Raw genomic sequence first — 17,629 nt, forward strand, 5'->3', positions numbered from 1 at the left:
GCCCGCAAGGACGCTCCCATGCACCGCATCGGTTACATACTTCCCGAAGGCTTCCAGATCATCGGCCTGGGCACGCAGGCCGTGTTCGAACTCGCCAATGTGGTGGCGCGCGAGCCCTTCTACGCGGTGGAGAGCTACGCCCTGGATGGCGCGGTGCGCGCCTCGGCTGGCCTGACGGTACAGGCCCGTCCGCTCACCGTCCGCAGCCAGGCCGACACCTGGCTGGTGGCCGGCGTGCTTTCGCCCCTGTCCAGGCCCGTCGCGCCCGAACTCCCCCGGCTGCTGGAAAAACTCGCGCCCCGCTCGCGCCGCGTCGCCGGCCTGTGCACCGGCGCGTTCCTGCTGGCCGACGCCGGCCTGCTGGACGACCGGCGCGCCACCACGCACTGGTACTGGGCCGACGCCTTGCAGCAGCGCCATCCGCGCGCGCGGGTCGAGGCCGACCGCATCTACATCGCCGACGGGACGGTCTGGACCTCCGCCGGCATGACCGCGGAAATGGACCTGGCCTTGGCGCTGGTGGAAAAAGACCTGGGCGCGGATATCGCGCGCGCGGTGGCGCACCGGCTGGTCATGCATCAACGCCGCTCGGGCGGCCAGTCGCAGCACTCGGAAATGCTCAGGCTCGCGCCCAAGTCCGACCGCATCCAGCAGGCGCTGGAACATGCCCGCCGCAACCTCGCCCGCCCCTTGAGCGTGGAGGATCTGGCCCAGGCCGCCAGCCTGAGCCCGCGCCAGTTCAGCCGCGTGTTTACGGCCGAGACCGGCCAGTCGCCCGCCAAGGCCATCGAGGGGCTGCGGCTGGAAGCTGCCCGGCTGATGATAGAAAGCAGCCGGCATCCGCTGGAAGTCGTGGCCAGGGAAACCGGTTTTCGCGACCGCCGCCACCTGCGCGAGGCTTTTCTGCGCGGGTTCGGCATGCCGCCCCAGGCAGTGCGGCGCGACGCGCGGACCAGCCCTCCCGGCCCCTGACCGGCGCCAGATACCCCGCGGCCCCCTGCCTGCGGTCCAGTACAATTCGCGTTTGGCGACGTTGTGCTCGCCCATTTATCTGGACCAAAGATGTTGCGACTGTCTGAAATCAAGCTGCCGTTGAATCACGCGCCCGAAGAATTGCCCGCCGCGATTCTCAAGAAACTGGGTGTAGCGGCCAGCGATCTGCGCGGCCATACCGTTGCCTCCCGCAGCTATGACGCGCGCAAGAAGCACAACATCCTGCTGATCTACACGCTGGACGTCGACGTCGAAAACGAAGCGGCGCTGCTCAAGCGCTTTCACGACGACCGCAACGTCAAGCCCACTCCCGACACCGAATACAAGTTCGTCGCCCAGGCGCCCGCCAACCTGGCCAAGCGCCCCATTGTCATCGGCACCGGCCCCTGTGGCCTGTTCGCCGGGCTGGTCCTGGCGCAGATGGGCTTCAAACCCATCATCCTGGAGCGCGGCAAGGCCGTGCGCGAACGCACCAAGGACACCTGGGGCCTGTGGCGCAAGCGCATCCTGAACCCCGATTCGAACGTCCAGTTCGGCGAAGGCGGCGCCGGCACCTTCTCCGACGGCAAGCTGTACAGCCAGATCAAGGACCCCAAGCACTACGGCGAAAAAGTGCTCAAGGAATTCGTGCTGGCTGGCGCGCCCGAAGAAATCCTGTACGTCAGCAAGCCGCACATCGGCACGTTCCGCCTGGTCGGCATGGTGGAAGTCATGCGCGACACCATCACAAAGCTGGGCGGCGAAGTCCGCTTCTCCAGCAGGGTGGAAACGCTGCATCGGGAAAACGGCCGCGTCACCGGCGTAACCCTGGCCGGCGGCGAGCACATCGAGGCCGACCACGTCGTGCTGGCCATCGGCCACAGCGCGCGCGACACCTTCCAGATGCTGCGCGACCAGGGCGTGTTCATGGAAGCCAAGCCCTTCTCTATCGGCTTCCGCATCGAACATCCGCAGTCGCTGATCGACCGCGCGCGCTTCGGTCCCAACGCCGGCCACCCCATCCTGGGCGCGGCGGACTACAAGCTGGTGCACCATGCCAGCAACGGACGCTCGGTCTACAGCTTTTGCATGTGCCCGGGCGGCACGGTGGTGGCAGCCACCTCCGAACCCGACCGTGTCGTCACCAACGGCATGAGCCAGTACTCACGTAACGAGCGCAATGCCAACGCGGGCATCGTGGTCGGGATCTCGCCCGAGGTCGATTACCCCGAACATGTGCTGGCGGGCGTGGACTTCCAGCGCAAATGGGAATCCCAGGCCTTTGAGCTGGGCGGCCGCAACTACAGCGCGCCAGGCCAGTTGGTCGGCGACTTCATCGCCGGCAAGGCATCGACCGAATTCGGCTCCGTGCTGCCGTCATACACGCCGGGCGTGCACCTGACCGACCTGGCCACCGCGCTCCCCGAATTCGCCATCACCGCCATCCGCGAGGCGCTGCCCGTCTTCGACAAGACCATCAAGGGTTTCGGCATGCACGACGCGGTGCTGACCGGCGTCGAAACCCGCACCTCGTCGCCCATCCGCATCAAGCGCGACAACGAAACCTTGCAGAGCCTCAACACCCAGGGACTGTTCCCGGCGGGTGAAGGCGCGGGCTACGCCGGCGGCATCCTGTCGGCGGGCGTGGACGGCATCAAGATCGCCGAGGCGGTGGCCTTGAGCATCATGAGCCGGCAGGCGTAAACAGTCGCACCTGCGGCGCCCGGGTTGAAGTGCCTGTGGCCGTCGCCAGGCCGGAGGTCGTTCTCAATCCAGCTTGGGATCAGGAAACGGCAGCTTATCCTGGGAAACGCTGGGCTGCGCTTTCCACTTGCCGTCCTGCTTGTAGAAATCCATCTGGTTCTCGCTGACCGCGGCCCCCAGGGTCACCGCGACCGTGCAGGCGACCTGGCCCGGATACGTGGCCTCCACCGCCGGGATGCAGGTTCCGAGCTTGACCTTGGACGGCCGGGGCATGCCCGTGTCCGCCAGCATGTCGACGATCGCATCCGTCGCTTCGGGAATGGAAGGCAGGACCAGATCCTGGGCCCGGGCCATGCCGCCCATTCCCAACAATGCAACCATCGACGCCACGGAAATCAAGGGCTTGAACATGCGCCAGCTCCATCAGAATTGAGACTCGCGGAGCTTAAAGGAAGCGCCCCTTTGTCACCGTAACAGAGCGCTACGCGTCTATTCCTAAGGCAGCATCCGAGGGTTGTAGACCACTTCCCACAAATGCCCGTCCGGATCCATGAAGTAGCCCGCGTAGCCGCCATAGAAGGTATCGCCTGCGGCCTTGACCACGGGTAAGCAACGCCTCAGTAATCCCTGGCCTCGTCGAACCAGCGCTGCGTCTGCGCTTCGCTTACTCCCAGCCGTTCGACCTGGGCAAGCTGGCTGAACTGCCACACCGCCTCGCCTATGTCTTCGCGCTCGCTGGTCTCGATCCCCTTCATGCTGTTGAAGTGGCGGGTAAAGACAGAGATTGCGGCTTGGACTTCAACGGTATTGCTTGCGCTTTCCAGCGCCGACCGGGCCGTGTCGTAGGCCGTATTCGCCGACTTCGCCATGCGGCTGTTCCAGCCCGAGAAAGGCCGGCCGTATTCGCTTTGCCACCACTCCCGCTTGCGCAGCTGGGAGACGGAGTTGTAACCGCCCCATGCGCGGACCTTCTCCCTTGCCTTCATCTGCGCCTTCAAGCGCTTGCCCGCGGCTTCGTCGACGTTGTAGGCGATGAACCTGTCCAGCGCGGGCCAACTGGCCAGTTCCGGCAAGCCATCCAGATCGGGCGTGAACCGGATCTCCAGACTTGTCAGGCGCGGCAGGCGGGCAAGCGCCTCCCAGTCGCTGAAGCCGCCCCAGAGCGACAGGCTCTCCAACTCCGGAAAGCGATCGATTCCCTGCAGCGAAATGGGCTGCCCCAGCGGCGCGCCATGCAGCGCCAGCGCGCGCACGCCCCGCAGCGGGCCGAGGTCGGGCAAGGCGTAAGGCGCCACGCCAGTCCGGCGCCCCAGCGCCGGCCGCAGCGACAACATATCGGGCAGTTCGCCCGCCACGGCAATGTGCGTCAGGTCGCCAAACAACTCCAGGTCACGGACCTGAGGCAACCTGGCTTCAAGATGCCCCGACACCTGGTCCAGCCGGATGCGCAGCGTCTGGATTCTTGCCGCGCCCGCGTCGATGGCGCGCCTGCCTGAGTATGCCGGCGCCCAGCTGAACTGCTCGATTTCGCGGCCCTGCGACCAGCCGAAAAAACCGCTGTCGTTGCCGTAATAATCGATATGCCGCGGCCACGGCGAGCCGGCAGGCGTGGAGAACGGTTCAAATGCAGCCCAGTTGATGGCCTCGTCGCCAGCCACGTGCAGATCAGCCTTCTTGCCCATGCTGGCCGGGCCGATGATCAGATTGCCGCGCCCTGCTTCGCGTGCGAAGACGTGGCTGCCCGCCGCGGTCAGGCTCACCTGATAATGCCCTGCCTCGCTCACCGAGCCCGCGGGCTCGCCGGACACGTCTGTGGGTACGGACATGCAACTCTCCTTTTGCTTGGCGGGATCCACTGATGGCGGTTCCGCCGATTCATTGACGCTTACGCAGGCTCGCCGTCCACGCGGAAGAACAGCGCAGTCTGCCCCTTCATGCCGCCATCCAGGAACTCGAACTCGACGCGCCTGCCGGGTTCGACCACGTCGCCCAGGTATTCGACCCGATACATCACGCCGCCGATGCGGTAGTTGTGGACCAGCGAGACGATCGAGGAGTTGGGGCTGCGCAGCCGGTAGACCACGGCCTCTTCGACCACGCCCCGCACGCCATGTTTGTAGAGCCCCCGCTGCAATTTGCGGCTGCGCATGCCGAACAGCATCCCCAGGATCGCAAAGATCGCCGCGACGAACAGCAGCGGCGGCAGAAACAGCCCTCCCACCAGCGGCACAAGGGCAAAGATCAGCATGAACTTGCGCGCGTCCAACTCTTCCCCGCGCACGGCCGCACGGTCGGCATCGCTGATCTCCTCGACGGCGAGCAGGGACTCCGTGCTCATGGGATACTCCGCCCGCAACAGCACGGGAGGCGCGTCAGGTTGCAGCGTAAGCAGATGCAGGCGCACGGGCAGATCCGTCAAGCCCACGGCCGTCGCGGGTCCATGCCCGCTGCGCGTGTCGCTGGCAATCTCGTTCCAGAACGGCAACGCGGCCTCAACGCGCTGCTCGCCGAATCCGTAGCACACGCCCGGCGTCGAGAAGCCCGGACCAAATGACGTCAGCCGGCCTGAAACGATCTGCTTGGCAATACGCCCCTTCAGCGCCCGGTCGAGGCTGCGCCAGCCTGGCGGCATGCGCAGCAGCTTGCGTCCGAAAAACACCGCCAGCGCTCCCATCACCGCAATGCCCGCCAGCAGCACCGCGCCCACGCCGACGTCCAGCGCGCGCCACTCGGACAGACCAAGCACGACAAAGGTCAACACGGAAAGCGCCAGCAGCAGCACCACGAAGACGCCGAACACGGCCATCAACAGTCTGCCGCGGGAGCATCTGCGCAGCAGCAGGATGTCATCCTCGGCGAGCGGGGCATCCTCGATTTGCAGGGTCTGGCTCATGCGGTGGTCGTCGCCTCCCGGGCTCAATAGGTTCCGATGGGAACCTCGATCTTCAGCGGCGCGCCGCCCTTGGCCGGACGCAGGCTGTACGTGTACAGGCCGCCATCGTCATCAGCCAGCGTCGAATCCTTGCGCTCCACCGCGTAGCGCTGTCCATCGATTTCCAGCGAGCGGGCGGCGACGACATCGGCATGGTCGGGGACCAGCAGGCCGCCCACGCCGTCGCCAGCATCGGCGAACTCGTAGTCGCGCAACTCGCCATCCGCGCGCAGCAATTGCACCCGCGGCCGGTAAGGCGCCGCGTCCAGGTTCCAGCCATTGGTCAGATCGGTGATCCAGGGGCCCGGAATGTCGTAGACGCTGCCCAGTTGCTCTTCCGACACTTCCGGCCCTTCCACCACCAGGCAGCACACCACCTTCCCCGCGCGGGAGTCGTACACCGCCCAGTTGCTGCCGATGGCCGCCACGCCGGGCAGCATCGAGAAATGGAATTGCCGGTTGAACTGGCTATCCGACACCTGGCGCCAGCCTCCAATATTGGGCGCGGCCGCAGGCGGTTGCGCCTGGCTGGCCGTTGCCATCAGGACGCCTGCGGCCAGGACGCCTGCTCGGAACAATAAACGGTTCATCTCGGTGCCTGTCGTGGGCTTGTTGGGATCAGCGGACTTGGGCCTTGCGCCGGCATAGTACCAGTGCCGGCGCGGCGATCATGGCCTGCGCGCCGCCGCCCTGCCGGCTGCGAGCAAACTTCGCTACTATCGACGCATGGCTCATCTCGTTCCCCCCTCAATCGCCCCCCAGGTCGCAGCGGCCAGCAGCCTCATCGAACGGCATCTGGGCGCTGGCCTCGTCGCCATCCATCTGTTCGGCTCCGCCGTGGACGGCGGGCTGCAGCCCCATAGCGATATCGACCTGCTCGTTACCGTGACCCAGCCGCCGGACGAAGCCGTGCTGCGCGCGCTGGCCGCGGCGCTATTGGCGATCTCCGCGCCGCCGGCTCATCACCCGATTTGCGCGCGCTCGAAGTCACCGTGCTGGCGCTGGAACACGTCGTGCCTTGGCGCCACCCGGCCAGACGCGAACTCCAGTTCGGCGAATGGCTGCGGACCGATCTGATGGCGGGCGTCGTGGAACCGCCCATGATGGACCACGATCTGGCCATACTGCTCACCAAGGTCCGTGGACACAGCATTCCCATCTTGGGGCCGCAGGCCGATCAGTTGCTCCAGGCCGTCCCCCGCGAAGACCTGAGGCGGGCGCTACTGGACACTGTCGCGCAGTGGAACACGCCCGAGGACTGGGCCGGCGATGAAAAGCACATCATCCTCGCGCTGGCGCGCATCTGGTACACGGCCGTCTCCGGGGGCATCGCATCCAAGGACCAGGCGGCGGCATGGCTGCTCGAGAGGTTGGAAGCGCCCTACCGCCCCGTCCTCGCCAAGGCGCGCGCGATCTATCTGGGACAAGAAGAAGACGACCTGGCGCAACGGCACGATGCCGAAACCGCGGCGTTCATTGCCCACGCCCGCGCCGCTATTGAAGGACTGGCCGGCAGCCGATAACCCGGGGACACGTGAAGGGCCTGCTTGCCTGCGCGGATACAGCGGGCAGCCTTTCAGCCATCACGGCTTCAGGTCGATTTCCATGCGCACGAAATCGCCGCGATACGTCACTTCGCCCAGGTAGATGACGCGGCGGTCCGGCCCGGTGAATACGCGCCGGACTTCCGCCACGGGCGCGTTCACGTTGATGCCCAAATGCCGCGCCACTTCGACGTCAGCGGTCGAGATGGTCAGCACCTGACGGGCAGAGACAATATCCACCGAGGACATCCCCATCAGAATGGGAATGACGGTCTCTTTGCGAAAGCGCGCAGGGTGCTTGGCAAAGATGGCGGCGTCCAGGTAGATGTTGATGACGCAATACGGCTGCCCGTTGCGGGCATGGATGCGCCGCATGAACACGTACTTTTCCGCGGCGACGCCGTCCGACTCGTTCAGCAACGGCGTGCGCGTGGACTCGTCGATATTGAGTATGGTCGGGTGCGTATCCCGATAGACGCTGGACAGGTTCTCGAGCGTGGTCTCGACACGGAACCAACGGTTGTCCTGGGGCGCTCCCGTCACGAAGGTGCCGCGCCCCCGCTGCGGTGAAAGCAGTCCGTCGCGGGTAAGCCTTTCGATTGCCTGGCGCACCGTGACCTTGGCCACGTGGAACTCCTCGGCCAGCGCGTCGAGCGAGGGCAATTTTTCGCCGTTCTTCCACACACCCTTCAGGATCCGCTGCCGGAACAGATCCGAAAGTTGAACGTAGAGAGGGGCTTGGGCGGTGTCGAGAATCATGGCGTCAAAGTGTCCGCGACTATATCACGCGCTTGCGGCCGGGCAGCGCCGCGCGCGTCTTCCAGGATCAGCGCGGCGCCCTTCTCGCCGATCATGATCGCGGCGGCGTTGGTGTTCGTCGACACCATGCGGGGCATGACCGAAGCGTCGACGACGCGCAAGCGTTCCACCCCGCGCACGCGCAAGCGCGCGTCGACCACCGACCCGGCGTCGCCGCCCATGCGGCAGGTGCCGGCAGGATGGAACACCGTGCCGCCCTTGTCGCGCGCGAATTGCTCCAGCGCGGCGGCTGTCGTGACATCGTTTCCCGGCAGGTACTCAACTCCGGTTACCAAGTCGCGGAACGACGGCTGGGCATAGATGTCGCGCAACATGCGCAAGCCCGCGACCAAGACCTTCGCATCGCGCGGTTCGGTCAGGTAGTTCGAGACGATGCGCGGCGATGCGAACGGATCCGTGCCCGCGATCTCGACGGTGCCGCGCGAATCGGGCCTGCATTGCGTCGCCGACGCGGAAAAGCCGGAAAACCGGTGCAGCGCGTCGCCTGGCTTGTCCACGGATAGCGGCATGACATTGAAAAGTATGTCCGCACGGCCGCCCACCGCGTGCTCGGTCGCCGCCAGCCCGCCTACCTGGCCCGCGCCCACCGTGAGCGGTCCCCTGCCCTGGAACAGCCACTGCGCCCCCATGCCTGCGAGGCTGAACGGATTGCGCACCGCGTCGTTGAGCGACATGCGCCGTTTAAGCTTGACGATCACGCGCGCCTGGTAATGATCTTGCAGGTTGCGGCCGACTTCCGGCGAATGAGCGGCGACCGCGATGCCGTGCCTGGCAAGCAGCGCTGCGTCGCCCACGCCCGAAAGCTGCAGTACCTGGGGCGATTGCAGCGCACCCGCAGCAAGCGCCACCTCGACATCCGCCATCGCGCGCTTCAAATGGCCCTCTTGCACCCACTCCACGCCCAGCGCCCGGCCGCCTTCGATCAGGATGCGCGTGACTTGGGCGCCGGTCTCGATCACCAGGTTCGGACGCGACCTGACCGGATAAAGAAACGCGGTCGCGGCGTCGCAGCGCCAACGGCTGCCGAGCGTCAGCTGGTAGGAACCCACGCCCTCCGATTCGGCGCCGTTGAAGTCGTCATTGCGCCGGCAGCCGGCCTCGACTGCCGCTTCCACCCAAGCAGCCGTGTAAGGATGTTCATTGCGCAGGTTGGAGACACGGAGTTCACCGGAAGCGCCGTGATACTCGGACTCGCCCCCGTCGTAGCGCTCGGATTTCTTGAAGTACGGCAGCACGTCCCGATAGGCCCATCCCGTTGCGCCCAGATCGGCCCAGTCGTCGTAGTCCTCATGCTGTCCACGGATGTACAACAAGCCGTTGATCACGCTTGAACCGCCCAACGCCTTGCCGCGCGGCCACAGGATGGTGCGATTGCCGGTTTCGGCCTGGGCTTCGACCGGGAACAGCCGAGCAAACCGCGGATCGTAAATGGTCTTGAAGTAGCCCACCGGCAGCTTGAGCCAGAAATTGTGCGCAGCCGCGCCCGCCTCCAGCAGCAGCACGCGCACCGCAGGAGCGCGGCTGAGCCGGTTAGCCAGCACGCATCCGGCGGAGCCGCCGCCGACGACGATGTAGTCAAAGCCCGCGCCAGCCGGAATGCTCATGCCTTGATCGCCTCCAGATAGGCCGAGGGATCGAAGTAGCGCGAAGCGGGAACCGGATTCGGAATGTTCCCGGCCTGCGCGAAGAAATCGGTCACCTGCTGCAGCCAGCGTGTCACTGAGCCGTCCTCGTACTTGGTGCGCCATTCCGCCGTGGAGAAATACTTGGCCTGCTTGAACTGCGCCTTGAACTCGGCCAGCGGCACGTCCTTGTATTGCGTCTTCTGCAGCGTCTCCACCGCGGCGTCCGGCGTTTTCACGATTGCGTCATTGGCCTCGCCCCAGGCAGCGATGAGGCTGCGGATGGCCGGCTTCTGGGCCTCGTAGAAATCGTTCCTGGCCGCCCATCCGCCCATGATCGCCGCCTCCGGATAGAACGCGGAAGCGTCGATCAGCATGCGCGCATTGGACACCTTGGACCGGACGATCGTGTCAAACGGAACCCAGAGCGCAACCGCGCTGACCGCGCCGGACACGAACGAGGTAACGGCATCGGCCATGCGCTGGTTGACGATCTGCACGTCCTTGCCCGGATCGAGCTTGGCGGCGCGCAAGGCCCGGTCCAGGAACACATGGGCGGTCGTACCCGTGGTCGTGGAGATCTGCTTGCCCTTCAGATCGGCCACGGTCTTGATCGACTCGTCGCGGACCCAAAGCTGGGCAGTACCGTACTCGATGTCGTTCACAAGAAAAACCTTGCCCTGCCCGCGCGCGGGAAAGTTCGACACAACCGCGCCGGTGGCCAGCACATCCAGGCTGCCGCCTATCATGGCCTGGAAGATCTCCAGCCCCGTAGTGAAGACAATGGGGTCCAGTTCCAAACCATGCTTGGCGTAGCTGCCCATCTGCAAGCCCAGCCACAGGTGGCCGTCGACGGCGGGCGTATGCAAGTAGCCTACGCGCAGTTTCTTGCGCGCCTGGCCGATGGCAGGCGCCGCGATTGCTGCGATGGAAGCGGCCATGCCGGCCTTGAGTAGGGTTCTGCGGTCGAGTTTCATGGAGTCTCCTTGTGGTGGGGCTGCTGACGCTGGCTCAATCCGTCGGGCGCACGGATTGGCGGGCCTGGGCTTCGTACTCGAACATGACCAGCTCCCGTATCTCGCGGCTCAACTCGACGAAGCGAGGGTCCTCGTGGACCCGCTCCGAACGTGGGTAGCCGAAAGGAACCTCTATCACCTTCCGGACCTTTGAGGGCCGGGCGGTGACCACGACGATCTTTGACGACAGGTAGACGGCTTCCTCCACCGAGTGGGTGATCAGCATCACCGTCTTGCCTTCGGTCTGCAGCACTTCGAGCAGCAGGTCCTGCATCGCGGTCCGGGTCTGCGCATCCAGCGCGCCGAAGGGCTCGTCCATCAACAGGAATTGGGGCTTGACGGCGTAGGCGCGCGCGATCGCCAGCCGCTGCCGCATGCCGCCGGACAAATGCTTCGGAAAGTGATCGGCGAAGTCGCTCAGGCCCATCAGCTTCATGTAGCGCTGACAGATCTCGGCGCGTTCCCGCGGGCTCGTCTTGTTGGCCGCGAGCTTCATGCCGAATTCGATGTTGCCGCGCACCGTCAGCCACGGGAACACGCCGTATTCCTGGAAGATCACGCCGCGGTCGGGCCCGGGCGCCGTGACGGGCCGGCCGTCCAGCGTCACGGAGCCGGCTGTGGGCTGCACGAACCCGCCGACGATATTCATCAAGGTCGTCTTGCCGCAGCCTGAAGGGCCGATGATGGAGACGAACTCCCCATCCCGGATGTCCAGGGTCACGCCATCCACCACCCTCATCGGGCCTGTGGCCGTGGGAAAGTCCACGGTGACGTTATCGAACCTGATTCTGACTTCCGGTTCCTGGGAAGGCTTAGGCGTAGCGGTGTCCACGCTGCGCAGTTGAGTGCTCATGGTCATGGTCTTGTATGTCCGGAACGGTCTCAGGCGATGCGGTCTTGCCACGCGACCAGGCGCCGGCTCACGGCCCGCAGCGCCAGGTCCATCAGCATGGCGATGAGGCCGATGCAGATGATCCCCACGTAGATCACGTCCAGCTGGAAGAACGACGATGCATTCTGGATAAGCGCCCCGAGCCCCTGCTGGGCCGCAATGAGTTCGGACGCCACCAGCGTGGCCCAGGCCACGCCCAGCGCCACCCGGATGGCCGTCAGGATGTGCGGTACGGTAAGCGGCACGATGACCTTGGCGAAGATCTCCAGGTCGTTGGCGCCCAACGTGCGGGCGACGCGCACGAAGATCGGGCTGATCTGGGCGATGCCTTCGTACATCACGATGACGCCGGCAAAAAACGAGGCATAGAACAGGATGACGGTCTTGGCCGATTCGCCGATGCCGAAATAGACGATCACCAGCGGAATCAACGCGATCGGCGGGAGCGCGCGAAAGAAGTTGATGACGGGATCGATGAAGACCCGCAGCCCGCGGTACCAGCCCAGGCAAAAACCCACAGGCACTGCCACCAGGATGCCCAGCGCGACGCCCGTGAAGACGCGCCGGGCCGACATCCAGATGTCCAGCCACAGGCGGTCCTTGGAGAGCTCGATGAACTTTTCGACGACGGCGGCGGGCGAAGGCACAAGCGCGGGGCTGACGAGTCCGCTGGCGCGCACCGCCAGCCACAGCAAGAGGATGCATAGCCATGGCGCCGCGATGAGCAGCGGGCGCGAGATGAAGGACGGAAGGCGCATGGTGTGTATAGAGGGTTAGACCTGAGTTGCAATCCGTAAGTGCTAAACATACTATAGACCAGCACTTAATATCTTCATGCCATGACAAACCCTAATACGACTCAAGCCTGGTCCATCAAACCATTCACGCTGGCGCGTATCGAGGCCTACGTCCTGCGATGGCCGGTCAAGCGTCCGGTACAGACCTCGTTCGGCACCATGCATGACCGCCCCGCCCTGCTCGTGCGGGTAGAGGACACGGATGGCGCAGTGGGCTGGGGCGAGGTCTGGTGCAACTTTCCCGGCTGCGGCGCGGAACACCGCGCCCGTCTGCTTGAAACCGTTGTCGCGCCGCTGGTCGTCGGTCAGCCTTACGCCTCGGCCCAAGCCGCGTTTGCCCACATGAGCGCGCGCACCGCGGTGCTCGCCATCCAGTCGGGCGAACCCGGGCCCATCGCGCAGGTGATCGCCGGCATCGACCTGGCCTTGTGGGACATGCTGTCGCGCCGGGCGGGCGTGCCGCTATGGCAATTCCTGGGCGGCGTCTCGGACGTGATCCGCGTCTATGCAAGCGGCATCAACCCTGACCGCCCCGAAGATACGGTGCTCGCAAAACACGCGGAGGGCTATCGCGCTTTCAAGCTCAAGGTGGGCTTTGGCGAAGAGCGGGACCTCGCCAATGTCAGAACGGTGCACGCCCGGCTTCCTTCTGGCAACGAGCTCATGCTGGACGCCAATCAGGCCTGGGACCTGGCGGGTGCGCAGCGCATGGCCAGCCACTTCAGCGAGTTCGCGCCGCGCTGGCTGGAGGAGCCGCTGCGCGCGGATCGCCCACTATCGGAATGGGCGCAGTTGGCTGCTCAAACGGACATCCCCCTGGCAGCCGGGGAGAACCTCATCGGTTCAGATGCCTTCGAGACCATGATCAATAGCAGGACGCTTAAGGTCGTGCAGCCGGATCTGGCCAAATGGGGCGGCATATCCGGCTGCCTGCCCGTCATCGACAGGATTCACGAGGCCGGACTGCGCTACTGCCCGCATTTCCTTGGCGCGGGTGTCGGCCAGCTTGCGTCGGCGCACATTCTGGCGGCGCGAGGACGAGCCGGCGGCATGCTTGAAATCGATGCCAACGAGAACCCGCTGCGCGCGGCCCTCAGCCCGGCGTTGGGCGTCATCATCGAAGGAGAGGCCAAGCTCGGAAACGCGGCGGGCCTGGGCGTGGAGCCGGATCTCGCGCAATTGCACGAGATCTGTGGTTTACGTTCATAACATCCCAGAAAGAAGGCCCGCAATTGCCCAGGCTGCAGGGGTCAACAGGGCTTGACGTCAGCCGGCCGCGCTTGTCGCAAGACGCATCTGGAGAAAATCGAGGAATACCTGGACCTTCTTGGAGTGCCTGCGATTCGGTAGATACGCCGCATGGACGCACACACTCTGCTCTTGAGGATTGACCTCGTAGTCCTCGAAGAACCGGCGCAGCCGCCCGGCCCGCACGTCCTCCCGGATCAGCCATTCCGCCAGCAGCGCGATGCCCTGTCCATCCAGCACGGCTTCGCGCAGCATGTCCGAGTTGTTGGCGGCCAGACGCCCCTGCACCTCCACATGCTGCACCTTGTCATCGCCCCGAAGAAACGACCAGCGCTGCGGCCCGGCCTGGTGGGCGAATCGCAGACAGTCGTGCTGTGTCAATTCCTCCGGCGCAGTGGGCGTGCCGTGCCGCTCCAGGTATTCCTGGCTGGCCACCACATAGCGCCGATGCTCGGCCAATTTGCGCACGATCAATTGCGGCTGCAAGTCCGGTGTGCCAATGCGGACAGCGACATCGATCCGCTCCGCCGCCAGGTCCACATACGCATCGGATAGCACCAGATCCAGTGACACGCGCGGATTCTCGCGCAGGAAACCCGAGATATAGGGTCCCAGGCACAAGCGCGCGAAGGTCACGGGCAAGGAAACCCGCAAGGGTCCGACCGCGACCGCGCCAACGTCCGACACGCTGCCGTCGGCCTCCTCCAGATCCGACACAACCCTGGACACCTGCTCCAGGTAAGTCACTCCTGCGTCGGTCAACGTTACCCGGCGCGTCGACCGGGTCAGCAGCGCGGTACCGAGAGACGCCTCCAGGGTATCGATCAGCCGCGTGACGGAAGACGTGGCGACCCCCAGGCGCCGCGCGGTTCTGGAGAATCCTCCTGACTCGGCCACGTCCAGGAAGACGCGCAAGGCTTGCAGTTTGTCCATGGTTATCTTTGCGATTAACGCAACTCTACGTTGCGATAAAGACCAATTCATTGAATTCCATGCAAAGACTAATCTGGCCTTCCGCTCAACGCAAGGAGCTACGCCGTGAAATCCCTGTGCATCGGCGCTTCACTCGTCAGCGCTGCGCAACCCCTCGCGCCGTTCCTGCAAGCCTTTCAACAAGCCGCTGCGGCGGCCGCCCACCAAGCCCCCGGAACATAGCAACATGCCTTCCACGCAAATTACCGCCACCAAGGATCAGGATCCGACCGCCTCCTCGGGGCTGCCACTACGCTTGACCTTCATGCTGGCCGGCAGCGCCGGCCTGTCGGTCGCATCCCTGTACTACAGCCAGCCCATGCTGGGCGTGCTGGCTCCGGACATCGGCGCCTCTCCCCAGTCGGTCGGACTGCTGCCGACGCTGACCCAGTTGGGCTATGCCCTGGGCATCCTCTTCCTGGCGCCGCTGGGCGACCGGCACGACCGGCGCAGGATCATCCTGCTCAAGGCCGCCATCCTGTCTGCCGCGCTGCTGCTGGCGGCGCTGTCACCTACGCTGGCGACGCTGCTGGCCGCCAGCCTGGCCGTCGGCCTGTCCGCGACAATGGCGCAGGACATCGTGCCGGCAGCCGCAACGCTGGCGCCAGCCGCGCACCGCGGCAAGATCGTGGGCACGGTGATGACGGGCCTGCTATTGGGCATCCTGCTGTCCCGGGTAGTCAGCGGCTTCGTTGCCGAGAACTGGGGTTGGCGCGCCATGTTCGCGGCCGCCGCCGCCAGCATCGCACTCGTGGGCCTGGCCGCAAGCCGCCAACTCCCGCGCTTCGAGGCCAGCACGCGACTGCCCTACTTTGCGCTGCTGCGATCGCTGGCCGCGCTATGGCAGCAACATGCCGCACTACGTCGCGCCACTTGGGCCCAAGGCCTGCTGTCGATCGGCTTCAGCGCCTTCTGGTCCACCCTGGCCGTCATGCTGCATGGCGAACCCTTCAACCTGGGCGCAGCCGCCGCCGGCGCCTTCGGACTGGCCGGCGCGGCAGGAGCCATGGCCGCTCCCATCGCCGGACGCCTCGCCGACCGTCACGGCGCCGCGCTAGTCACCCGCCTGGGCGCAGCTCTGGTCGTCGTGTCCTTCGCCGTGATGGGTTTGACCCCGTTCCTGGCGCCCGGCGCGCAGTTGGGATTGCTGGTCGCCAGCGCCATCGGCTTCGACCTGGGCATACAGGCAGCGCTGATCGCGCACCAAACCATCATCTACGGTATCGATGCGAACGCCCGCAGCCGGCTCAACGCGGTGCTGTTCACCGGCATGTTCATCGGAATGGCCGTCGGGTCGGCATTGGCAGCCTTGCTGTATGCACAGTTCGGATGGATGGCGGTGACGGTGCTGTCCACTGCCACGGCGCTCGGAGCATTCTTGGTGCGATTGAGGGGATGACGGCAGCGCTTTCATCTCCCGACTCAAAATGAAAGAGGCGCCGAAGCGCCTCTTTCATTCACCGCACGACAACAGCGGGATCACTCCCACTCAATCGTCGCAGGCGGCTTGCTCGACACGTCGTAAACAACGCGATTAATGCCACGCACCTCATTGATGATCCGCGACGACACCCGCGCCAGCAGCGGATGCGGCAGCGGCGCCCAATCGGCGGTCATGAAGTCGAAGGTCTGCACAGCACGCAACGCCACCACGTATTCGTAGGTGCGCCCATCGCCCATCACCCCCACCGACTTCACCGGCAGGAACACGGCAAACGCTTGTGAGGTCAGCTCGTACCAGGTCAGGCCGCTGGCCTCGTCCTTGGTGTTGCGCAGCTCTTCGATGAAGATCGCGTCGGCGCGGCGCAGCAGTTCGGCGTATTCATGCTTCACTTCGCCCAGGATGCGCACGCCCAGGCCGGGGCCAGGGAACGGGTGGCGGTAGACCATCTGCGGCGGCAGGCCCAGGGCCACGCCGAGTTCGCGGACTTCGTCCTTGAACAGTTCGCGCAGCGGCTCCAGCAGTTGCAGGTTCAGCGTGTCCGGCAGGCCGCCCACGTTGTGGTGCGACTTGATGGAGGTGGCCTTGCCCGTCTTGGCGCCAGCGGATTCGATGACGTCGGGGTAGATCGTGCCCTGGGCCAGCCACTTGGCGCTCTTCTGCTTGCCCGCCTGTTCCTGGAACACTTCGACGAATTCGCGGCCGATGATCTTGCGCTTGGCTTCGGGGTCGGCCACGCCGGCCAGCTTGCCCATGAATTGGGCAGTGGCGTCGACGTGGATGATCTTCACGCCCATGTTTTCAGCGAAGGTCTGCATGACCTGCTTGCCTTCGTCCAGGCGCAAGAGGCCGTGGTCGACGAACACGCAGGTGAGCTGGTCGCCGATGGCCTTGTGGATCAGCGCCGCGGCAACCGAGGAGTCCACGCCGCCGGACAGGCCCAGGATGACTTCGTCCGTGCCGACCTGCTCGCGGATGCGGGCGACGGCTTCGGCCACGTAGTCGGGCATGTTCCAGTCGCCTTCGCAGCCGCAGATCTCGTTGACGAAGCGGGCCAGCATGGCCTTGCCCTGGACGGTGTGCGTGACTTCGGGGTGGAACTGGACGGCGTAGAACTTGCGATCTTCGTCGGCCATGCCGGCGATGGGGCAGGACGGCGTGGAAGCCATCAGCTTGAAGCCCGGGGGCAGCTCGGTGACCTTGTCGCCGTGGCTCATCCAGACCTTGAGCATGCCGTGGCCTTCGGCCGTGGAAAAGTCTTCCAGGCCTTCCAGCAGCTTGGTGTGGCCGTGGGCGCGGACTTCGGCGTAGCCGAATTCGCGGTGGTCGGAATAGCTGACCACGCCGCCCAACTGCTGCGCCATGGACTGCATGCCGTAGCAGATGCCGAGCACGGGCACGCCCAGTTCGAACACCGCATGCGGCACGCGCATGGAGCCTTCTTCGTAGGCGGAAGCGTGGCTGCCGGACAGGATGATGCCCTTCAGGCCTTGCGCCATCTGGTCGCGCACGAAGGCGTCGTCGACGTCGCCGGGGTGCACTTCGGAGTAGACGCCGGCTTCGCGGACGCGGCGGGCGATCAGCTGGGTGACTTGCGAACCGTAGTCGAGAATGAGGATGCGCTGGTGCATGGAGACTCTACCGGTAAAGAATAAAACCGCAGTAAATAA

Annotated in this window: 15 protein-coding genes and 2 pseudogenes; 5 read left to right on the top strand and 12 right to left on the bottom strand. The window is 65.2% G+C overall.

The window, feature by feature from the left end; genetic code table 11:
- Positions 1-18: 18 nt before the first annotated feature.
- A complete protein-coding gene (locus AC1RHV_RS05635) occupies positions 19-972 on the top strand; it encodes a GlxA family transcriptional regulator (RefSeq protein WP_054456348.1) in 954 nt (317 codons plus the stop codon).
- Between the two features lie 90 nt (positions 973-1,062).
- A complete protein-coding gene (locus tag AC1RHV_RS05640; protein ID WP_175161458.1) occupies positions 1,063-2,676 on the top strand; it encodes an NAD(P)/FAD-dependent oxidoreductase in 1,614 nt (537 codons plus the stop codon).
- Positions 2,677-2,739: 63 nt separating this feature from the next.
- Here AC1RHV_RS05640 and AC1RHV_RS05645 read toward each other — a convergent pair whose 3' ends face one another.
- From AC1RHV_RS05645 to AC1RHV_RS05665, 5 genes and pseudogenes are all read right to left on the bottom strand, one after another.
- On the bottom strand, positions 2,740-3,087 hold the full coding sequence (locus AC1RHV_RS05645) for a hypothetical protein (RefSeq protein WP_054456346.1): 348 nt from the start codon (positions 3,085-3,087) through the stop codon (positions 2,740-2,742).
- A gap of 84 nt (positions 3,088-3,171) precedes the next feature.
- A pseudogene (locus AC1RHV_RS05650) lies at positions 3,172-3,276 on the bottom strand (VOC family protein); the annotation flags it as partial.
- A 17-nt stretch (positions 3,277-3,293) separates the two neighbouring features.
- Positions 3,294-4,502, bottom strand: a complete 1,209-nt coding sequence (locus tag AC1RHV_RS05655) for a hypothetical protein (protein ID WP_492300009.1) — start codon at positions 4,500-4,502, stop codon at positions 3,294-3,296.
- Positions 4,503-4,561: 59 nt separating this feature from the next.
- Positions 4,562-5,569 carry a hypothetical protein gene (locus AC1RHV_RS05660; protein WP_492300011.1) on the bottom strand — a complete coding sequence of 336 codons (1,008 nt, stop codon included), beginning with the start codon at positions 5,567-5,569 and terminating at the stop codon, positions 4,562-4,564.
- A 23-nt stretch (positions 5,570-5,592) separates the two neighbouring features.
- The gene (locus AC1RHV_RS05665) at positions 5,593-6,198 is read right to left on the bottom strand and encodes a hypothetical protein (RefSeq protein WP_492300013.1); all 606 of its coding nucleotides are present in this window, start codon (positions 6,196-6,198) and stop codon (positions 5,593-5,595) included.
- A gap of 136 nt (positions 6,199-6,334) precedes the next feature.
- Between AC1RHV_RS05665 and AC1RHV_RS05670 the strand changes: the two are divergent.
- Positions 6,335-7,131: pseudogene (locus tag AC1RHV_RS05670) on the top strand (aminoglycoside adenylyltransferase family protein).
- A gap of 60 nt (positions 7,132-7,191) precedes the next feature.
- On the opposite strand, the gene AC1RHV_RS05675 reads toward AC1RHV_RS05670, so the two are convergent.
- From AC1RHV_RS05675 to AC1RHV_RS05695, 5 genes are read right to left on the bottom strand one after another with little or no spacing between them, the layout of a single operon-like run.
- Positions 7,192-7,911: a GntR family transcriptional regulator gene (locus tag AC1RHV_RS05675; protein ID WP_054456341.1), complete on the bottom strand. Its 720-nt coding sequence runs from the start codon at positions 7,909-7,911 to the stop codon at positions 7,192-7,194.
- Positions 7,908-9,575, bottom strand: coding sequence for a GMC family oxidoreductase (locus AC1RHV_RS05680; RefSeq protein WP_492300015.1), 1,668 nt, complete (start codon positions 9,573-9,575; stop codon positions 7,908-7,910). The genes AC1RHV_RS05675 and AC1RHV_RS05680 overlap by 4 nt, the downstream gene beginning before the upstream one ends.
- Complete coding sequence (locus AC1RHV_RS05685; protein ID WP_313388333.1) at positions 9,572-10,570, bottom strand: ABC transporter substrate-binding protein; 999 nt, start codon at positions 10,568-10,570, stop codon at positions 9,572-9,574. The genes AC1RHV_RS05680 and AC1RHV_RS05685 overlap by 4 nt, the downstream gene beginning before the upstream one ends.
- A gap of 34 nt (positions 10,571-10,604) precedes the next feature.
- Positions 10,605-11,462, bottom strand: coding sequence for an ABC transporter ATP-binding protein (locus AC1RHV_RS05690; protein WP_125472951.1), 858 nt, complete (start codon positions 11,460-11,462; stop codon positions 10,605-10,607).
- A gap of 29 nt (positions 11,463-11,491) precedes the next feature.
- Positions 11,492-12,259 carry an ABC transporter permease gene (locus AC1RHV_RS05695; protein ID WP_175213560.1) on the bottom strand — a complete coding sequence of 256 codons (768 nt, stop codon included), beginning with the start codon at positions 12,257-12,259 and terminating at the stop codon, positions 11,492-11,494.
- A gap of 81 nt (positions 12,260-12,340) precedes the next feature.
- Here AC1RHV_RS05695 and AC1RHV_RS05700 point away from each other — a divergent pair, with 81 nt between their 5' ends.
- Positions 12,341-13,507, top strand: a complete 1,167-nt coding sequence (locus AC1RHV_RS05700) for a mandelate racemase/muconate lactonizing enzyme family protein (protein ID WP_492300018.1) — start codon at positions 12,341-12,343, stop codon at positions 13,505-13,507.
- Positions 13,508-13,564: 57 nt separating this feature from the next.
- On the opposite strand, the gene AC1RHV_RS05705 is transcribed toward AC1RHV_RS05700, so the two are convergent.
- Entirely contained in the window at positions 13,565-14,479 is a 915-nt protein-coding gene (locus tag AC1RHV_RS05705) for a LysR family transcriptional regulator (protein WP_492300020.1), read from the bottom strand.
- Between the two features lie 226 nt (positions 14,480-14,705).
- Here AC1RHV_RS05705 and AC1RHV_RS05710 point away from each other — a divergent pair, with 226 nt between their 5' ends.
- On the top strand, positions 14,706-15,917 hold the full coding sequence (locus tag AC1RHV_RS05710) for an MFS transporter (RefSeq protein WP_492300022.1): 1,212 nt from the start codon (positions 14,706-14,708) through the stop codon (positions 15,915-15,917).
- An 80-nt stretch (positions 15,918-15,997) separates the two neighbouring features.
- Here AC1RHV_RS05710 and guaA read toward each other — a convergent pair whose 3' ends face one another.
- Complete coding sequence (guaA, locus tag AC1RHV_RS05715; RefSeq protein ID WP_119451346.1) at positions 15,998-17,590, bottom strand: glutamine-hydrolyzing GMP synthase; 1,593 nt, start codon at positions 17,588-17,590, stop codon at positions 15,998-16,000.
- Positions 17,591-17,629 lie beyond the last annotated feature (39 nt).

It is taken from the genome of Achromobacter sp. GW823-FHT04E03 (assembly GCF_058796095.1).